The following is a 15,975-nucleotide window of genomic DNA, read 5'->3' as shown; positions in this document are numbered from 1 at the left end:
ATCAGGCACTTTTTGCCAATGCAACGGGTTGTAGCTGTTGAGCACCGGAGTACATGCGCCCGTTGAGCCCACCGACGTAAAAACGGTCACCACGAACAGGTGTCGACTGGCCGTTGAAGTCAGACAACACCACCGATAGAGGTTCATCATGCCAACCTTCGGCCTGGACGATGAGTTGCCAAAAGTGTCCACGCGGGCTGACTTCAAGCACCTTCACTGGCAACGGACAGCGCGCCGTGCTTTGGGCTGTGATCTCCATTTCCCACGGACGCAGGAACAGATCAACTTCCCCCTGATGCAGCGGCGGATTATCCAGAGGCCAATGGTAGTTGCCAACATAAAGCTGTGAACCGCGGATCTTGCCGCCGATTTTATTCACTTCGCCCATAAATTCCAGCACAAATCGGGTCGCCGGATCTCGCCAGATCTCCTGTGGCGTACCAACTTGCTCAATATTGCCTTGGCTCATCACCACCACGCGATCGGCGACTTCCATCGCTTCTTCCTGATCGTGGGTCACGAACACGCTGGTGAATTTCAACTCTTCGTGCAGTTGGCGCAACCAACGGCGTAGCTCTTTACGCACCTGGGCATCCAGCGCACCAAAGGGCTCATCCAGCAACAGAATTTGCGGCTCAACGGCTAACGCCCGCGCCAGCGCTACCCGCTGTTTCTGACCACCGGAAAGCTGAGCAGGAAAGCGGTTGGCGAGATGAGCCAGTTGGACCATCTCCAGCAGTTTGGTGACTTTCTGTTTAATAGCTTCAGTATTAGGCCGCTCGCGGCGCGGCAACACCGTCAGACCAAAAGCAATGTTGTCGAATACCGTCATATGGCGGAACAGCGCGTAATGCTGGAACACAAAACCGACCTGACGATCGCGAGCATGCAGGCGCGTGACGTCTTTGCCGTGGAAGCTCAGTTGTCCGGTATTCTGGTTTTCCAGTCCGGCGATAATCCGCAGCAGCGTGGTTTTACCCGAGCCGGAAGGCCCAAGCAGCGCCACCATCTCTCCGGAAGCAATATCGAGCGAGATATCGTTCAGTACCTTGGTGCGGCCGAAATATTTATTGATACCGTTAATTTCAATGCTCATTGCTTTCCTCCCGCTCAAGACGGTCGTTATAGCGCTTCAGACGCCATTGCAGACCGCTTTTCAGAAACAGTGTGACGATGGCCATCAGGGTTAACAGCGCGGCGGCAGTAAACGCGCCAGCGGTATTATAATCCTGATGCAGTAATTCAACTTGCAGTGGTAACGTGTAGGTTTCACCACGAATAGCGCCGGACACCACAGACACCGCACCGAACTCGCCAATGGCGCGAGCGTTGGTCAACACCACGCCGTACAGCAATGCCCAGCGGATATTCGGCAGCGTAACGCGGCGGAACATCTGCCAGCCAGATGCGCCAAGCAGTACCGCTGCTTCATCTTCGTGGCTGCCCTGGCTCAACATCACCGGCACCAGTTCACGGATAACAAACGGGCAAGTGACGAAGACTGTCACCATCACCATCCCCGGCCAGGCAAACATGAACTGAATATTGTGGGCATCCAGCCAACCGCCTAACGGACCATTCGTGCCGTAGAACAACAGATACAGCAGACCCGCCACCACTGGCGATACGGCAAACGGGATATCGATCAGCGTCAGCAACAACTGACGGCCTGGAAAATCAAAGCGCGCCACCAGCCAGGCCAGCAGCGTACCGAAAATAAGGTTTACTGGCACGGTGATGAACGCGATCAAAACGGTCAGCCAGATCGAATGCAGCATGTCGGAATCAGACAGATTCTTCCACACCGCCGCAATGCCATCGGAGAGCGCCAGCACAAAGATGGTGATCATCGGCACCACCAGCAACAGCAGGCAAATCAACATGCCGGTGCCGATTAATAACCATTTCACCCAATCGATGCGCTGACGCGTTTCGCCTGCAAAAGCCGGAATATCAGACATTAGTGACCTCCAAGGCGACGGCCATAACGGCTTTGTAAGGTATTAATCGCAAACAGCAGCAGCAGCGACGCCGCCAGAATCACCGAAGCGATGGCGCTGGCGGCGGGGTAATCAAACTCCTGCAGCCGGATAAAAATCATCAGCGAGGTCACTTCGGTTTTCCAGGCGAGGTTACCCGCGATGAAAATCACCGCCCCAAACTCACCCAGGCTTCGCGTAAAGGAGAGCGCAGTTCCCGCCAGCAACGATGGCATCACTTCCGGCAATACCACGCGACGAAAACTCTGCCAGCGTGATGCACCGAGTGTTTCAGCCGCCTCTTCATATTCCGGTCCCAACTCTTCCAACACTGGCTGCACCGTGCGCACTACAAACGGAATACTGGTGAAGGCCATCGCTACTGCAATACCCAGCCAGGTATAGGAAACTTTGATATCAAAATGCGCCAGCCACTGGCCGTAAAAACCGTTGACGGAGAACAAACCGGCCAGCGTCAGACCGGCCACCGCCGTTGGCAAAGCAAAAGGTAAATCCATCAGCCCGTCGAGCAAACTTTTGCCTGGAAATTCATAGCGGGTCAATATCCACGCCATCAACATGCCGAAGAAACAGTTAAAAAGACTGGCGACACCCGCAGAAAGCAGCGTCACTTTGTAAGCTGCCATTACCTGATCGTTGGTGATCACTGCCCAATATTCGGCCAGTGTCATTTGCGACAACTGCATCACCAGCGCACTGAGCGGCAGTAACAAAACCAGACAAACAAACAGCAGGCTGCTACCGAGGCTCAGGGTAAATCCGGGAAGTACGCGTTTGCTCGACAACAACATTACTGGTGACCTTGCTCTAACAGTTTATCCAGCTCACCGCCGGTACTGAAATGGGTTTTCATCACTAGTGGCCAGCTGCCAAACTCGTCTTCAACTTTGAATAATTTGGTATCAGGGAACTGCCCTTTCGCCGCTGCCATAGCATTCTTGTCATACACGCGGTAGTTGAAACTGGTGATAATTTGCTGTGCCTGCGGGCTCCATAAGTAGTTCAGGTAATCCTTGGCTGCTTTCTCAGTACCGTTCTTCTCGACATTCTTGTCGACCCAAGCCACCGGGAATTCCGCCAAAATATCAACCGGCGGGACGATCACTTCGTACTTGTCATCACCGTACTGTTTACGGATGTTATTCACTTCCGATTCAAAACTGATCAGCACATCACCCAATCCACGTTCCACAAACGTGGTGGTCGCACCACGGCCGCCGGTGTCGAACACTTCAACATTTTTCAACAGGCTGGCCATTTTCGCGCGGGTTTTATCCTGATTATTGCCATCCTGCTGATTAAATGCGCCCCAGGCACCGAGATAGGTATAACGGCCATTGCCGGATGTTTTAGGGTTAGGGAAGACCAGCTTGACGTCTGAACGGGTTAAATCATCCCAGCTATGAATGTTTTTCGGATTACCTTTGCGCACCAAAAAAGCCATGGTCGAATAGAACGGTGAACTGTTATTTGGCAAACGGCTCTGCCAGTTGGCAGGAATGAGATTGCCGCGGTCGTGCAGGATCTGCACGTCGGTGACCTGGTTATAAGTCACCACGTCTGCCTTTAGGCCCTGCAGAATAGCCAGCGCCTGCTTGGAGGAGCCGGCATGCGACTGTTTGATCTCCAGCTTGACGCCGCCGTTCTGTTCGGCCCACTGTTTCTGAAACGGGGGGTTGAGCGCAGCAAAAAGCTCACGCGAGACATCATAGGAACTATTGAGCAATTCGGTAGCAGAGGCTGCACCGCTCGCCAACACCAGCGCGGCAAGAGAACCCTTCAGTAATCTGCTTTTTATCCCGACCATTTTCATGCGCAGCCTTAAGTGTGAGGAGATTCGACATGGCAAAATTCAGCCACCTAATGTCACACAGTGTATTTATAACTTGCGGTCAGGCTGTAACGGTTTTATATACCGTTTAGTGATTTTCAAGCATGAAAAGCTATAAGGCATTAACAGCGGCAGGGGAAAGCGAAAGGAAGTTGTTCAGCGCCGCCTGCAACGGGGCACTGAGACGATAAATTAAAGGACTATAGCGTCAGCAACTGCGTTAATGACGGCGCAAAATAGTAACTGCCGGTGACCGGACGCGTGAAACGCAGCATGGCGTCGCGTTTACCATCCAGGTCCCCAAACATGCTTAGCAGTTGCTTCTCAATGTTCCACAAACGGGCGCAATAAGAGATGAAGTACAAACCATGCTCACCGCTGGCAGTACCGTATGGCAAGCTCTGACGCAGAATTTTCAGGCCCTTGCCCTCTTCTTTGAGGTCAACGCGACTAACATGTGAGGTATCAGGACGAGCCTCAGGCTCCAACTCTTCATCGGTCTGCTTGGTACGTCCAATCACCTCTTCCTGCTGTCGCACAGAAAAGCGGTTCCACTGGGTCAGATTATGCTTCCAGCGCTGCACCATCACATAGCTGCCGCCGGCATCTGCCTGACCTTCGGGTATGATCGCCACCTGAGCTCGGGCTTCGTCCTTCGGATTTTCAGTGCCATCAACAAAACCGCTCAGATCGCGCTCTTCAATACCGCGGAAACCGTGGGTCTCTTCTTCAACAACAATTGAGGCACCGAAAGCGCCTAGTGCGGCCTGAGCAACGGCGAAATTAATGTCATGACGCAAGGACTGAATATGCAACAGCACGTCATGTTGGGTCGCGGGTGCCAACCCTTTGCCCAAAGGCACAAAAGACTTCAGTTCATCAGCCCCTTTACCTCCTGAGAGATCGCGCCAGACGTCGTGACCAAAAGCCACCACCGCACCGAGATTTTCCTGCGGGAATGTTTGCTGCATCTCGCTTAAAGCGGCTGCAAACTGACGGCAACCCTGCCGCAGGCTATCCAGTTCACCCTGAACTTTGGCCTCGATGAAAATGCCAAAACGGCAATGCTCGAGCAGAATGCCGCTCTGAACCTGATTCATGTTTTATTCCTTATTATTCGACGGCGCTATCATAACGTGAAGTCAATAAAAATGCCTTGCGCGGACGCAAGGCATTAAGGAATTATCATCGCCTTGTCAGGCACCTAAACCTATCAAAATCACTGTACCGGATTAGCACGCCAGATAATTTTGCTGACTTTCCACTCTTTGAGCGCGTCATCTGAAGGCATCAGCTCTTCAGGGCCATGCCAGATGCCGCTGAAGACGTAGCTGACATGCGGGCTCTGCGGCGCTTTACATTCTATGTTTTGCACGTCGTCACCTTTCCCTTTCTGGCAGGCGTCAAAAGCTTTGGTATAGAGATCGCTGAATGGCGTGCCGATTTTCACCCCCCACTCGCTTTCGACGTTGCTGTCCGTAACATCCACGCGCTGAACGTTGCCTTTCGGCTCACCGCTGATGGTCATTTTGACCTCTTTGTCGTCCATCGCCTGATAGAACGTCAGCATTTTGCCGTCATTCATCGACATACCGTTACGCAGACGATAATCCCCACCGAGTGCGTCCTTCACGCCATCTTCTATCAGCGGAGTGCTAGCCGTGATACTCCCTACGCCTTGGTCGGTCACTTTTGGACTACTGCTAAACCAGTTCATCGGATTCATGCTTGACCAATGTACGCTGGGCCAGGACATATTTGACACCGTCGAACAGCCGGTAAGTAATAACGGCAAAACCAGCAACAGTGGGCGGATCCTCATTCTTTTCACTCCTTTAATGTCCATGTCAGTTTGCCATCAGGCTGCTGTTCAGATTTTGAGAAAAGCTCACAACAAAATTGACTCATGGGTCAGTGGCAGTTCGAGTCCAAATACTTCGGAAAAGTTCAGCGTCCGTGGTGAATTAGCTCACTTCCAGACGCTGCCCCGCATCAAAACAGGCGCGTAAACGACGGCTGAGCAACCAATAGGCCAGCGCTGCGGCATCAAGTAACGCCAGCACCAGATCAATCAGTGACGGCGTATCACTACTTTGCCATAAACCTAAACCCTGCAGGGAAAAGGTCACGAACATCCCGGCCAGCAGTAGCCAGTAACTCCCCTTCCAGAGCCGCGGCCAGAGATATCGGCGTCCGCTAAGCAAAAATATAAGCGCCGGAAGCAGTCCCAGAATGATGCCATGCCAAAAACTTTGCGGGTCCGGGTAAAATAATTTCAGTAAATCAGATCCTTGCCCACGCGAAGCAGTTGCCATCACAAACAACAACCAGGTTCGCGCCTGTAAAATCAAAATGGTCCAGAACCACAGAGGCAAACGCAACATGCCGTGGCTGTTATAATCATCCGGGTTCATAGACTCAGAAAATATCCTTCGATTCAGTGTTACCAACAAAATTAACTAATCAGCCTTAAGAAACCGTTAAGAACAGTCTGCTTTAATGTCTCTCAACGCGGCAACACACCAAACATGATGTCATAGTTGCTAAATTCACCAGACCAACCAATCAAGTTTAAGGACGACCTATTATGATGAAGAAGATCACTCTGGCAACCCTCATTGCAGTTTGTACTTTGCCTGCCCTCGCCCAACAGAGCGGCGGTTTCTCCGGTCCATCAGCTCAGGAACAGCAAAATCAGGCAGCTAACCCACAGGGCGGATTCACCGGAACTACCCCGTTGAGCACGGTAAAAGACGCACAGAACATGAAAGACGACCAGTGGGTTATGCTCGAAGGTTTTATCGATCAGCGTATCGATCACGATAAATACATTTTCCGCGATAACACTGGCACCCTGAACGTCGAAATTGACGGTAAACGCTGGCAGGGACAGAACGTCTCGCCAAAAGATAAGATCCGCATTGAAGGGAAAGTAGATAAAGACTGGAATTCGGTAGAAGTGGACGTGAAGTCAGTCAGCGTCATCAAGTAATCTGCTGCTGCCAGGCCACATAAGAAAAAGCCCCGATGCTCACATTGGGGTTTTTTCTTTGAATTGGCGAAGGGTGTCTTAAAGAATCAGTATTCCTGATCTTCGATCAAACGCTTACCCAGCGTGAGTGTATCCGAAACTTCATAGCCCAGCTTTTCATACATGCTGACTACTGCATCGTTTTCGGCGCGCACCATCAAATTGATTTTTGGGCAACCACGCGCAATTAACTTCTTTTCCAACCGGTTAATCAGTGCATTGGCGATACCCCGCCCGCGATAGTCCGGATGCACGCCAAGATACCCCACCGAGCCGCGATGCCCATCGTAGCCGCCCATCAGCGTGCCAACCACTTCACCGCCTACCTCAGCAACCAAGAATAACTCCGGGCTGTGATTAATTTTGCGCTCAATATCCAGTTCAGGATCATTCCACGGACGCAGCAGATCACAGCGCTCCCATAAGGTCAGCACTTCTTCGAAATCTTCTTGATTGTATAGGCGAATTTCCATCACTGATCACCGCGATTCTGTTAATGAGGTAATAGGGGTTTATTTAATTATCGCGTGATCGGCTTGATACGCAACATCAAAATCGAAGATTGAGTAAGTTAGGCCCCTTATTTCCTGGTAAATATCACAAAATTCATAAACCGTAATAGTTCTCAGATCGAAACTATAAAAAAGATACTCTATAAGGTAGATCATTCTGCACTTTTTCTGACGGTATTGGACTGATGTTAAACCCTTTGAATAAATTTCTTCATTTCCAGCCACTTCCTCCCTCAGCGACCCGTCGCCAGTTATTGCTCTCAGGGCTAGGTTTAGCGATTGCCGCTTTTGGTTCCCATTCAGCCAACGCCGCGCAGCATGAACACATCACCAAGTCGGCCCCGGCACCCAAGCCGTCGGGTTCGAAAAAACTGGTGATGATTGACCCGGGCCATGGCGGTATTGACTCCGGCGCGGTAGGTCATGAGGGGTCTGAAGAGAAACATGTGGTGCTGGAAATCGCCAATTATGTGCGTGATATCCTTGGCTCGCACAGTAATATAGAAGTAAAACTCACCCGAGATGCTGACCACTTTATTCCTTTGTATCAACGTGTTGAAATCGCTCACCAGCATCAGGCCGATCTGTTCGTGTCGATTCATGCTGACGGCTACACCAGCCCGTCCGCCTCAGGCGCATCGGTGTTTGCGCTCTCTAATCGCGGTGCCAGCAGCGCCATGGCACGTTATATGTCGAAAAAAGAGAACGATGCCGATCTGGTTGCAGGCAAGAAAGTGGCTCAGGAAGACGACAATTATTTGCAACAGGTATTGTTCGATCTGGTTCAGACAGACACCATCAAAAACAGCCTGACGCTGGGTCACCACGTGCTGGACCGTATTCGTCCTATTCATCATCTGCATAGCGAACAGACTGAGCAGGCGGCTTTCGCTGTACTGAAATCCCCCTCCATACCCTCGATTCTGGTAGAAACGTCCTTCATCACGAATCATCAGGAAGAACAACTATTGAGTACCACGGCGTTTCGCAAAGAGATCGCACAGGCCATTTCACAGGGGATCGTCAACTTCTTCAGCTACTTCGACGCCACGGAGCGCAAGCCTCGATAAGCTGCCAACCCGAACTCAATTCACGCTATAATGATGTCCCTAATTTGCTTCAGCGCCCGCAAAGCGCTGAATGTCTTTTCAGTCAACCTCTGCGAGTTTTCACGTGAGCCAATCAATTCCCGACATCCAGCAAGTCAAAACCTTCCTGCTGTCATTGCAGGATCAAATCTGTCAAAAACTGGCGGCCGCTGACGGCAAAGCATCATTCGCTGAAGATCAGTGGGTGCGAGAAGAAGGCGGCGGCGGTCGTAGCCGGGTGTTGACCCACGGCGCGGTGTTCGAACAGGCAGGGGTTAACTTTTCCCACGTTTCGGGCGCAACGCTGCCTGCGTCAGCCACCGCGCATCGCCCGGAGTTGGCAGGTCGCAGCTTCCAGGCCATGGGAGTCTCGTTGGTCATTCATCCGCAGAGCCCTTACATTCCCACCAGTCATGCCAATGTCCGCTTTTTTATTGCTGAAAAACCGGATGAAGAGCCGGTATGGTGGTTTGGTGGTGGGTTTGACCTGACGCCGTTTTATGGTTTCGAGGAAGATGCACACCACTGGCACCTCACTGCACAGCAGCTTTGCCAGCCGTTTGGTGATGATGTTTATCCAAAATATAAAAAATGGTGCGACGACTACTTTTTTATCAAACACCGCAATGAAGCACGCGGCATCGGCGGGCTGTTCTTTGACGATTTAAATACACCGGATTTCATCACCTGTTTCACGTTCATGCAGGCGGTCGGTAACGGTTTTACCGACGCCTACCTGCCGATTGTTGAAAAGCGTAAAGCCCTGCCCTGGAGCGAGCGCGAGCGCCAGTTCCAGCTTTACCGACGCGGGCGTTATGTAGAATTCAATCTGGTGTGGGATCGAGGTACGCTGTTTGGCCTACAAACCGGCGGGCGCACTGAGTCAATCCTGATGTCCATGCCACCGCTGGTACGCTGGGAATACAATTTTCAACCCGCAGCAGATAGCCCGGAAGCAGTACTCTACCGCGACTTCCTGCCGCCGCGTGACTGGCTGGCAAACGGGGAGAAACGTTGATGCAAATTTGGGTCGATGCCGATGCCTGCCCTAACGTCATTAAAGAAGTGCTGTTCCGCGCCGCTGAACGCACTGGCATGATGGTCACACTGGTGGCAAATCAGATAATCCGCACGCCACCGTCAAAATACCTGCGCACCCTGCGGGTTGAGGCTGGTTTTGACGTGGCGGATAACGAAATTGTCAGGCGCACTGAACCGGGGGATTTGGTGATCACCGCCGATATTCCGCTGGCGGCAGAAGTGATTGAAAAAGGCGGCGTAGCGCTAAACCCGCGCGGCGAACGCTACACTACCGAAACCATCAAAGAGCGCCTGAATATGCGTGACTTCATGGATACCATGCGCGCCAGCGGCGTGCAAACCGGCGGGCCACCGACGCTCAACCAGCGCGACCGCCAACAATTTGCCAATGAGCTGGATAAATGGCTACAACAAGCCAAACGATAAACCCGGCCGGGCTAACCTCGTCATCTCTTACTTTTATAGCAAGATTTATCCTACGAAGAGAAAATACCTCATGGTTAAAAAGATCATTCTAGATTGCGATCCGGGACATGATGATGCTATCGCTATGTTGCTGGCCCATGGAAATCCAGATATCGAATTACTCGCGGTGACCACCGTGGTGGGCAATCAGACCCTGGAGAAAGTGACCCGTAACGCGCTGGCCGTTGCCCGAGTGGCGAACATTACCGGCGTGCCTTTTGCCGCCGGTGCCACCCGTCCGCTAGTCCGCCAGATTGAAATCGCCGATGAAATTCACGGTGATTCAGGGCTGGATGGTCCGGAATTGCCCCAGCCAACCCTGACGCTGGAACCTGTTCACGCTATTGATCTGATTATTGACTTAATCATGTCGCATCCACCGAAAACGATCACACTGGTTCCGACCGGCGGTCTGACCAACATCGCACTGGCGGTGCGTAAAGAACCACGAATTGTTGAGCGGGTTAAAGAAGTGGTATTAATGGGAGGCGGTTACCACGTCGGAAACTGGAGCGCTGTGGCAGAATTTAATATTAAGATTGACCCGGAAGCCGCATATATCGTGTTCAATGAGAAGTGGCCGCTGACTATGGTCGGTCTTGACCTCACTCATCAGGCGCTTGCCACACCGGATGTGGCGGCCAGAATTGCCGCCATTGGTACACGCCCGGCAAAATTCGTCTCAGAGTTGCTGGATTTCTTCAGCCTCAGCTACAAAGACCATCAGGGCTTTGATTACCCGCCAGTCCATGATCCCTGTGCGGTAGCTTATGTCATTGATCCCAACGTGATGACCGTGCGTAAAGTACCGGTAGATATTGAACTGACGGGCACGTTAACACTCGGTATGACTGTCGCTGATTTCCGCTCCCCACCGCCGCCAGATTGTCATACACAAGTCGGCGTACAACTCGATCATCAGCGTTTTTGGGACTTAATTGTTGATGCCCTCGAGCGCATTGGCGAAGTAAAATATTGAATCAACAGTCATTGAAATGGGCGTCATCATCGACGCCCATTTGTTTTATCCATTCTGTATACGTGGCATCGTTTGAGTTGCATGACGAGTCTGCGGCTCAAAAAATGAAGGGTAAATCACAATGGTTCGGTTTGCGCTTCCACCACCGCTAACGCCACCATATTCACAATGCGCCGTACCGACGCAATCGGAGTTAGGATATGCACCGGTTTTGCTACTCCCATCAGTACCGGTCCGACGGTAACCCCTTCTGAGCAGGACACCCGTAACAGGTTATAACTGATCCGCGCCGCCTCCATATTCGGCATAATAAGAATATTCGCGGCCCCTTTCAGCGGGCTGTCAGGCATGATGTCATGGCGGATACTTTCCACTAATGCAGCATCACCGTGCATCTCACCGTCGATCTCCAACTCAGGATCCCTCTGATTCACCAGCTCAAGCGTTCTGCGCATTTTGCGTGCCGCCGCGCAGTCCGAGGAGCCAAAACTGGAGTGTGACAACAACGCGACTTTCGGCTCAATGCCAAAGCGCCGCACGGTCTCTGCGGCCATCAGAGTGATTTCCGCCAATTGCTCCGGCGTCGGATCGTCATTGACATAGGTATCGGCAATAAAGGTATTTCCGCTTGGCAACAGTAAGGCGTTCATGGCACCGGCTACGCTTACGCCTTCGCGGAAACCAAACACTTTTTCCACCACATCATAATGCTCATGGTAAGTGCCGATAGTGCCGCAAATCATCGCGTCGGCCTCGCCACGTAGCAACATGATCGCAGCAATCAACGTCGGGTTACCAATCACCGCCCTGCGCGCCTGCTCCTGCGACACACCACGACGCTTCATCAACTGATAGTATTCGCTCCAGTACTCGTTGAAGCGTGGATCCGACTCATTATTCACGACCTCAAAATCCTTACCCGCCTGAATTTGCAAACCCAACTTTTTCAGCCGCATATCAATAACGCTCGGACGCCCTACCAGAATCGGTTTCGCAAGGCCCAGCGTGACCAGTTCCTGCGTAGCTTGCAGAACGCGTTCCTCTTCCCCTTCTGCCATAACGACTCGACGAGGGTTTTGCTTAGCCTGAGAAAAAATAGGCTTCATAAATAAGTTGGTTTTGTAGACAAATTCCGACAGTTTTTCGACATAAGCGTCAAAGTCTTTAATAGGTCGCGTCGCAACGCCGGAGTCCATAGCAGCTTTGGCCACGGCGGGGGCAATTTTGACGATCAAACGCGGGTCAAACGGTTTAGGGATCAGATATTCCGGCCCGAAAGCAAGTTCTTCTTCGCCATACGCAGAAGCAACCACATCGCTCTGCTCAGCCATCGCCAGATCGGCGATCGCATGGACGCAGGCCAGTTTCATCTCTTCGTTGATCACCGTCGCACCCACATCCAGCGCCCCACGGAACAGGAACGGGAAGCACAGCACATTATTCACCTGATTCGGGTAATCCGAACGGCCGGTACAGATAATAGCGTCAGGACGAACGGCTTTAGCAAGCGGCGGCAAAATCTCCGGTTCTGGGTTCGCCAGTGCCAGGATCAGCGGACTTTTCGCCATGAGTTTCACCATCTCCTGCGTCAGAACGCCAGGACCGGAGCAACCGAGAAAAATATCCGCATCCGGGATCACGTCCGCCAGCGTTCTCTTGCCATTATCATCAATAGCGTAGGCAGCTTTTGTTTCTGCCATGTTCTCTTCACGGCCTTTGTAAATCACACCGCGCGAATCACAGGCGGTGATGTTATGAGCCTTCAGGCCAAGCGCTACCAGCAAGTTCAGACAGGCAATAGCAGCGGCTCCGGCACCTGATACGACCAGCCGAACGTCGGAAATACTCTTTTCCACTACGCGCAAACCGTTGAGCACCGCCGCCGTACAGATGATCGCCGTGCCGTGTTGGTCATCGTGAAATACCGGGATCTTCATACGTTCGCGCAATTTTTTTTCAATATAGAAACACTCAGGTGCTTTGATATCTTCAAGATTAACGCCGCCGAACGTTGGTTCCAGTGAAGCAATAATGTCGATGAGTTTATCCGGATCCAGCTCATCGATTTCGATATCAAATACGTCAATACCCGCAAATTTCTTAAACAGTACCCCCTTACCTTCCATCACCGGCTTGCCCGCCAGCGCCCCAATGTTGCCAAGACCAAGCACAGCTGTGCCATTAGAAATTACCGCAACCAAATTGCCTTTGGCGGTGTACTTATAGGCCGCCAGTGGGTCTTTTTGAATTTCCAGACAAGGCGCCGCGACGCCGGGCGAATATGCCAGCGCCAGATCGCGTTGGGTGGCGAGCGGTTTGGTCGGAGAAACCTGAATTTTTCCCGGTACAGGGAACTCATGGAAGTCGAGCGCACTTTGTTTGAGTTGTTCGTCCATCATAGGATCCTTTTTTGTTTTGTAGGGCAACAAGGAAGGTTGTTAGTCACCTTTCACGCTATCCAGTATAGAGAACCTGCCACGTCAAACTATGAAGCACGACCAAAACTGGCACGTTACATCGATTAATTTTCATTCACGGAAGACGTCTCGCAAATATTGACTAAGCTTAAGGTTCCCTCTTGCGCAACTCAGGCTGAAAGCTCAGCCTTGCGTAGGCTTTTGCGTTTTCATTGCTCTAACCCATTACAACAATCAGAAAAAGCGTATTCAAATTGTTAACAGAATGATGCAGGGTTGGAGTCCTGCGAAAAAGAGTTACGCAATGAAATTCAGTATTTTTGATAACAATACTCGATAGATTTCAAGCAGCAGAAAGGCGGAAAGTGAACGCACCCGCGGCCTGGAAGGTAAAGAGTATTTAAGGAGTAAGAGATGAACCAGTTAGACGCACTTAAAAAGCTGACCACGGTAGTTGCCGACAGTGGCGACATTGAATCTATCCGCCATTTTGAACCTCAGGATGCCACCACCAACCCGTCGTTGATCCTCAAAGCCGCCGGTTTGTCTCAGTATCAGGGACTGATCAAAGACGCGCTGGATTACGCCCGCAAGCAAGGTGGTAGTAAAGAGACGCAGGTGATCAATGCCAGCGATTGTCTGGCGGTGAATATAGGTCTGGAAATCCTTAAAAGCGTACCAGGGCGTATCTCGACTGAAGTTGATGCACGTATGTCGTTTGACCGCGCTATGTGTGTAGCGAAAGCCCGCAAGCTGATTGGTATGTATAAGGAAAAGGGCGTAGATAAATCACGTATCCTGATCAAACTGGCATCGACCTGGGAAGGCATCAAAGCCGCCGAGGAGCTGGAGAAAGAAGGGATCAATTGTAACCTGACGCTGCTGTTCTCCTTTGCACAGGCCCGCGCCTGCGCCGAAGCCAGCGTCTATCTGATCTCCCCGTTCGTTGGCCGTATTTACGATTGGTACAAGGCCAAAGAGCCAGATGCAGAATACAACGTGGAGAAGGATCCGGGCGTGAAATCTGTCCGCGACATTTATGAATACTACAAATCCCACGGTTATCACACGGTGATCATGGGTGCTAGCTTCCGTAAAGTGGAACAAATTCTGGCTCTGGCCGGCTGTGATCGTCTGACAATATCCCCGAACCTGCTCGAAGAATTGAAAGCCAGCAACGAGCCGGTAGAACGTAAACTGCAACCCTCAACTAAAGGCCTGCATAAGCCTACCCCACTGACCGAAGCAGAGTTCCGCTGGGAGCATAATCAGGATCCTATGGCCGTCGAAAAACTGGCCGAAGGTATCCGCGCATTCGCCGTTGACCAGCAGAAGCTGGAAGACATGCTGTCCGCCGAACTTTAATTAAGGGAGTAAAAAATGCCCTCTCGTAACGAGCTTGCGAACGCTATCCGTGCACTGAGTATGGATGCGGTGCAGAAAGCCAATTCCGGTCATCCCGGTGCTCCAATGGGCATGGCAGACATTGCAGAAGTCCTGTGGCGTGATTATATGAATCACAATCCGACCAATCCGCACTGGACTGACCGTGACCGTTTCATCATGTCTAATGGTCATGGTTCTATGCTGATTTATAGCCTATTGCACCTCACCGGCTATGATTTACCGATGGAAGAGCTAAAAAACTTCCGCCAGTTGCACTCAAGAACCCCGGGACACCCGGAATACGGTTACACGGCTGGCGTGGAAACCACCACCGGTCCGCTTGGTCAGGGTGTTGCCAACGCAGTGGGTTTTGCTATTGCAGAACGCACGCTGGCCGCGCAGTTTAATCAGCCTGGTCACGACATTGTCGACCATCACACCTACGCCTTTATGGGCGACGGCTGCATGATGGAAGGCATCTCCCACGAAGTCTGCTCACTGGCCGGCACCATGAAGCTCGGCAAACTGACCGCGTTTTATGATGACAACGGCATCTCCATCGACGGCCACGTTGAAGGCTGGTTCACCGATGACACTGCCGCACGTTTCGAAGCCTATGGCTGGCATGTGATCCGTGGCATTGATGGCCACGATTCGGACGCCATCAAAAAAGCGATCGACGAAGCGCACGGCGTGACAGACAAACCGTCATTGCTACTGTGTAAGACTGTGATCGCCTTCGGTTCACCGAATAAAGCGGGTACGCACGGCGCGCACGGCGCAGCGCTGGGTGATGATGAAGTGGCAGCAACCCGCAAACAGCTGGGCTGGAATTATCCTCCGTTTGAAATTCCACAGGACATTTATGCCCAGTGGGACGCGAAAGAAGCCGGTAAGGCCAAAGAAGCGGCATGGGATGAGAAGTTCGCAGCCTACGCGAAGGCTCACCCTGAGCTGGCAAAAGAGTTCAAACGCCGCGTTAACGGTGAACTGCCTGCTAACTGGCAAGCTGACTCACAGAAATTTATCGAAGAGCTGCAGGCTAAGCCTGCCAATATCGCCAGCCGCAAAGCCTCACAAAATACGCTGGAAGCCTTCGGCAAAGTGTTGCCAGAATTCCTCGGCGGCTCTGCTGACCTCGCGCCAAGTAACCTGACTATGTGGTCTGGCTCGAAGTCACTGGGCGACGATCTGGCCGGTAACTACATCCACTACGGCGTGCGTG

Annotated in this window: 16 protein-coding genes; 7 read left to right on the top strand and 9 right to left on the bottom strand. The window is 51.9% G+C overall.

Annotated elements, in window-relative coordinates:
* Position 1 precedes the first annotated feature (1 nt).
* The 7 genes from cysA to ACMV8I_RS20675 all read right to left on the bottom strand — a co-directional run bounded on the left by cysA (position 2) and on the right by ACMV8I_RS20675 (position 6,245).
* Complete coding sequence (gene cysA, locus ACMV8I_RS20705; RefSeq protein WP_498867068.1) at positions 2-1,096, bottom strand: sulfate/thiosulfate ABC transporter ATP-binding protein CysA; 1,095 nt, start codon at positions 1,094-1,096, stop codon at positions 2-4.
* Positions 1,086-1,961: a sulfate/thiosulfate ABC transporter permease CysW gene (gene cysW, locus ACMV8I_RS20700; RefSeq protein ID WP_498867067.1), complete on the bottom strand. Its 876-nt coding sequence runs from the start codon at positions 1,959-1,961 to the stop codon at positions 1,086-1,088. The genes cysA and cysW overlap by 11 nt, the downstream gene beginning before the upstream one ends.
* The gene (gene cysT / locus ACMV8I_RS20695; protein WP_498867066.1) at positions 1,961-2,791 is read right to left on the bottom strand and encodes a sulfate/thiosulfate ABC transporter permease CysT; all 831 of its coding nucleotides are present in this window, start codon (positions 2,789-2,791) and stop codon (positions 1,961-1,963) included. The genes cysW and cysT overlap by 1 nt, the downstream gene beginning before the upstream one ends.
* On the bottom strand, positions 2,791-3,813 hold the full coding sequence (locus ACMV8I_RS20690; protein ID WP_498867065.1) for a sulfate ABC transporter substrate-binding protein: 1,023 nt from the start codon (positions 3,811-3,813) through the stop codon (positions 2,791-2,793). Before ACMV8I_RS20690 ends, cysT begins: the two co-directional genes overlap by 1 nt.
* 218 nt (positions 3,814-4,031) lie before the next feature.
* Positions 4,032-4,931 (bottom strand): Dyp-type peroxidase, encoded by a 900-nt coding sequence (locus tag ACMV8I_RS20685; RefSeq protein ID WP_498867064.1) that lies wholly within the window; start codon positions 4,929-4,931, stop codon positions 4,032-4,034.
* A 119-nt stretch (positions 4,932-5,050) separates the two neighbouring features.
* Entirely contained in the window at positions 5,051-5,653 is a 603-nt protein-coding gene (locus ACMV8I_RS20680; protein WP_498867063.1) for an RpoE-regulated lipoprotein, read from the bottom strand.
* 142 nt (positions 5,654-5,795) lie between these two features.
* Complete coding sequence (locus ACMV8I_RS20675; protein ID WP_498867062.1) at positions 5,796-6,245, bottom strand: DUF2919 domain-containing protein; 450 nt, start codon at positions 6,243-6,245, stop codon at positions 5,796-5,798.
* Positions 6,246-6,421: 176 nt separating this feature from the next.
* On the opposite strand from ACMV8I_RS20675, the gene ACMV8I_RS20670 reads away from it, so the two are divergent.
* Entirely contained in the window at positions 6,422-6,823 is a 402-nt protein-coding gene (locus ACMV8I_RS20670; RefSeq protein WP_498867079.1) for a YgiW/YdeI family stress tolerance OB fold protein, read from the top strand.
* An 86-nt stretch (positions 6,824-6,909) separates the two neighbouring features.
* Here ACMV8I_RS20670 and ACMV8I_RS20665 read toward each other — a convergent pair whose 3' ends face one another.
* Complete coding sequence (locus ACMV8I_RS20665) at positions 6,910-7,335, bottom strand: GNAT family acetyltransferase (protein WP_498867061.1); 426 nt, start codon at positions 7,333-7,335, stop codon at positions 6,910-6,912.
* 224 nt (positions 7,336-7,559) lie between these two features.
* Between ACMV8I_RS20665 and amiA the strand changes: the two genes are divergently transcribed.
* From amiA to uriH, 4 genes are all read left to right on the top strand, one after another.
* Positions 7,560-8,444: an N-acetylmuramoyl-L-alanine amidase AmiA gene (amiA, locus tag ACMV8I_RS20660; protein WP_498867060.1), complete on the top strand. Its 885-nt coding sequence runs from the start codon at positions 7,560-7,562 to the stop codon at positions 8,442-8,444.
* A 70-nt stretch (positions 8,445-8,514) separates the two neighbouring features.
* On the top strand, positions 8,515-9,480 hold the full coding sequence (gene hemF, locus ACMV8I_RS20655; protein ID WP_498867059.1) for an oxygen-dependent coproporphyrinogen oxidase: 966 nt from the start codon (positions 8,515-8,517) through the stop codon (positions 9,478-9,480).
* Positions 9,480-9,929 (top strand): YaiI/YqxD family protein, encoded by a 450-nt coding sequence (locus ACMV8I_RS20650; protein ID WP_140471042.1) that lies wholly within the window; start codon positions 9,480-9,482, stop codon positions 9,927-9,929. Before hemF ends, ACMV8I_RS20650 begins: the two co-directional genes overlap by 1 nt.
* Before the next feature lie 70 nt (positions 9,930-9,999).
* Positions 10,000-10,947, top strand: a complete 948-nt coding sequence (uriH, locus tag ACMV8I_RS20645; RefSeq protein WP_498867058.1) for a uridine-preferring nucleoside hydrolase UriH — start codon at positions 10,000-10,002, stop codon at positions 10,945-10,947.
* Positions 10,948-11,063: 116 nt separating this feature from the next.
* Here uriH and maeB read toward each other — a convergent pair whose 3' ends face one another.
* Positions 11,064-13,343: an NADP-dependent oxaloacetate-decarboxylating malate dehydrogenase gene (maeB, locus tag ACMV8I_RS20640; RefSeq protein WP_498867057.1), complete on the bottom strand. Its 2,280-nt coding sequence runs from the start codon at positions 13,341-13,343 to the stop codon at positions 11,064-11,066.
* Between the two features lie 435 nt (positions 13,344-13,778).
* Here maeB and tal point away from each other — a divergent pair, with 435 nt between their 5' ends.
* Positions 13,779-14,729, top strand: a complete 951-nt coding sequence (gene tal, locus ACMV8I_RS20635; protein WP_498867056.1) for a transaldolase — start codon at positions 13,779-13,781, stop codon at positions 14,727-14,729.
* Between the two features lie 15 nt (positions 14,730-14,744).
* A partial coding sequence (locus ACMV8I_RS20630; RefSeq protein ID WP_498867055.1) for a transketolase family protein occupies positions 14,745-15,975 on the top strand: 1,231 nt, incomplete at its 3' end.

This window comes from Ewingella sp. S1.OA.A_B6 (assembly GCF_049889095.1).
Taxonomy (GTDB): Bacteria; Pseudomonadota; Gammaproteobacteria; order Enterobacterales; family Enterobacteriaceae; genus Ewingella.
This window is presented reverse-complemented; position numbering and strand designations above follow the sequence as displayed.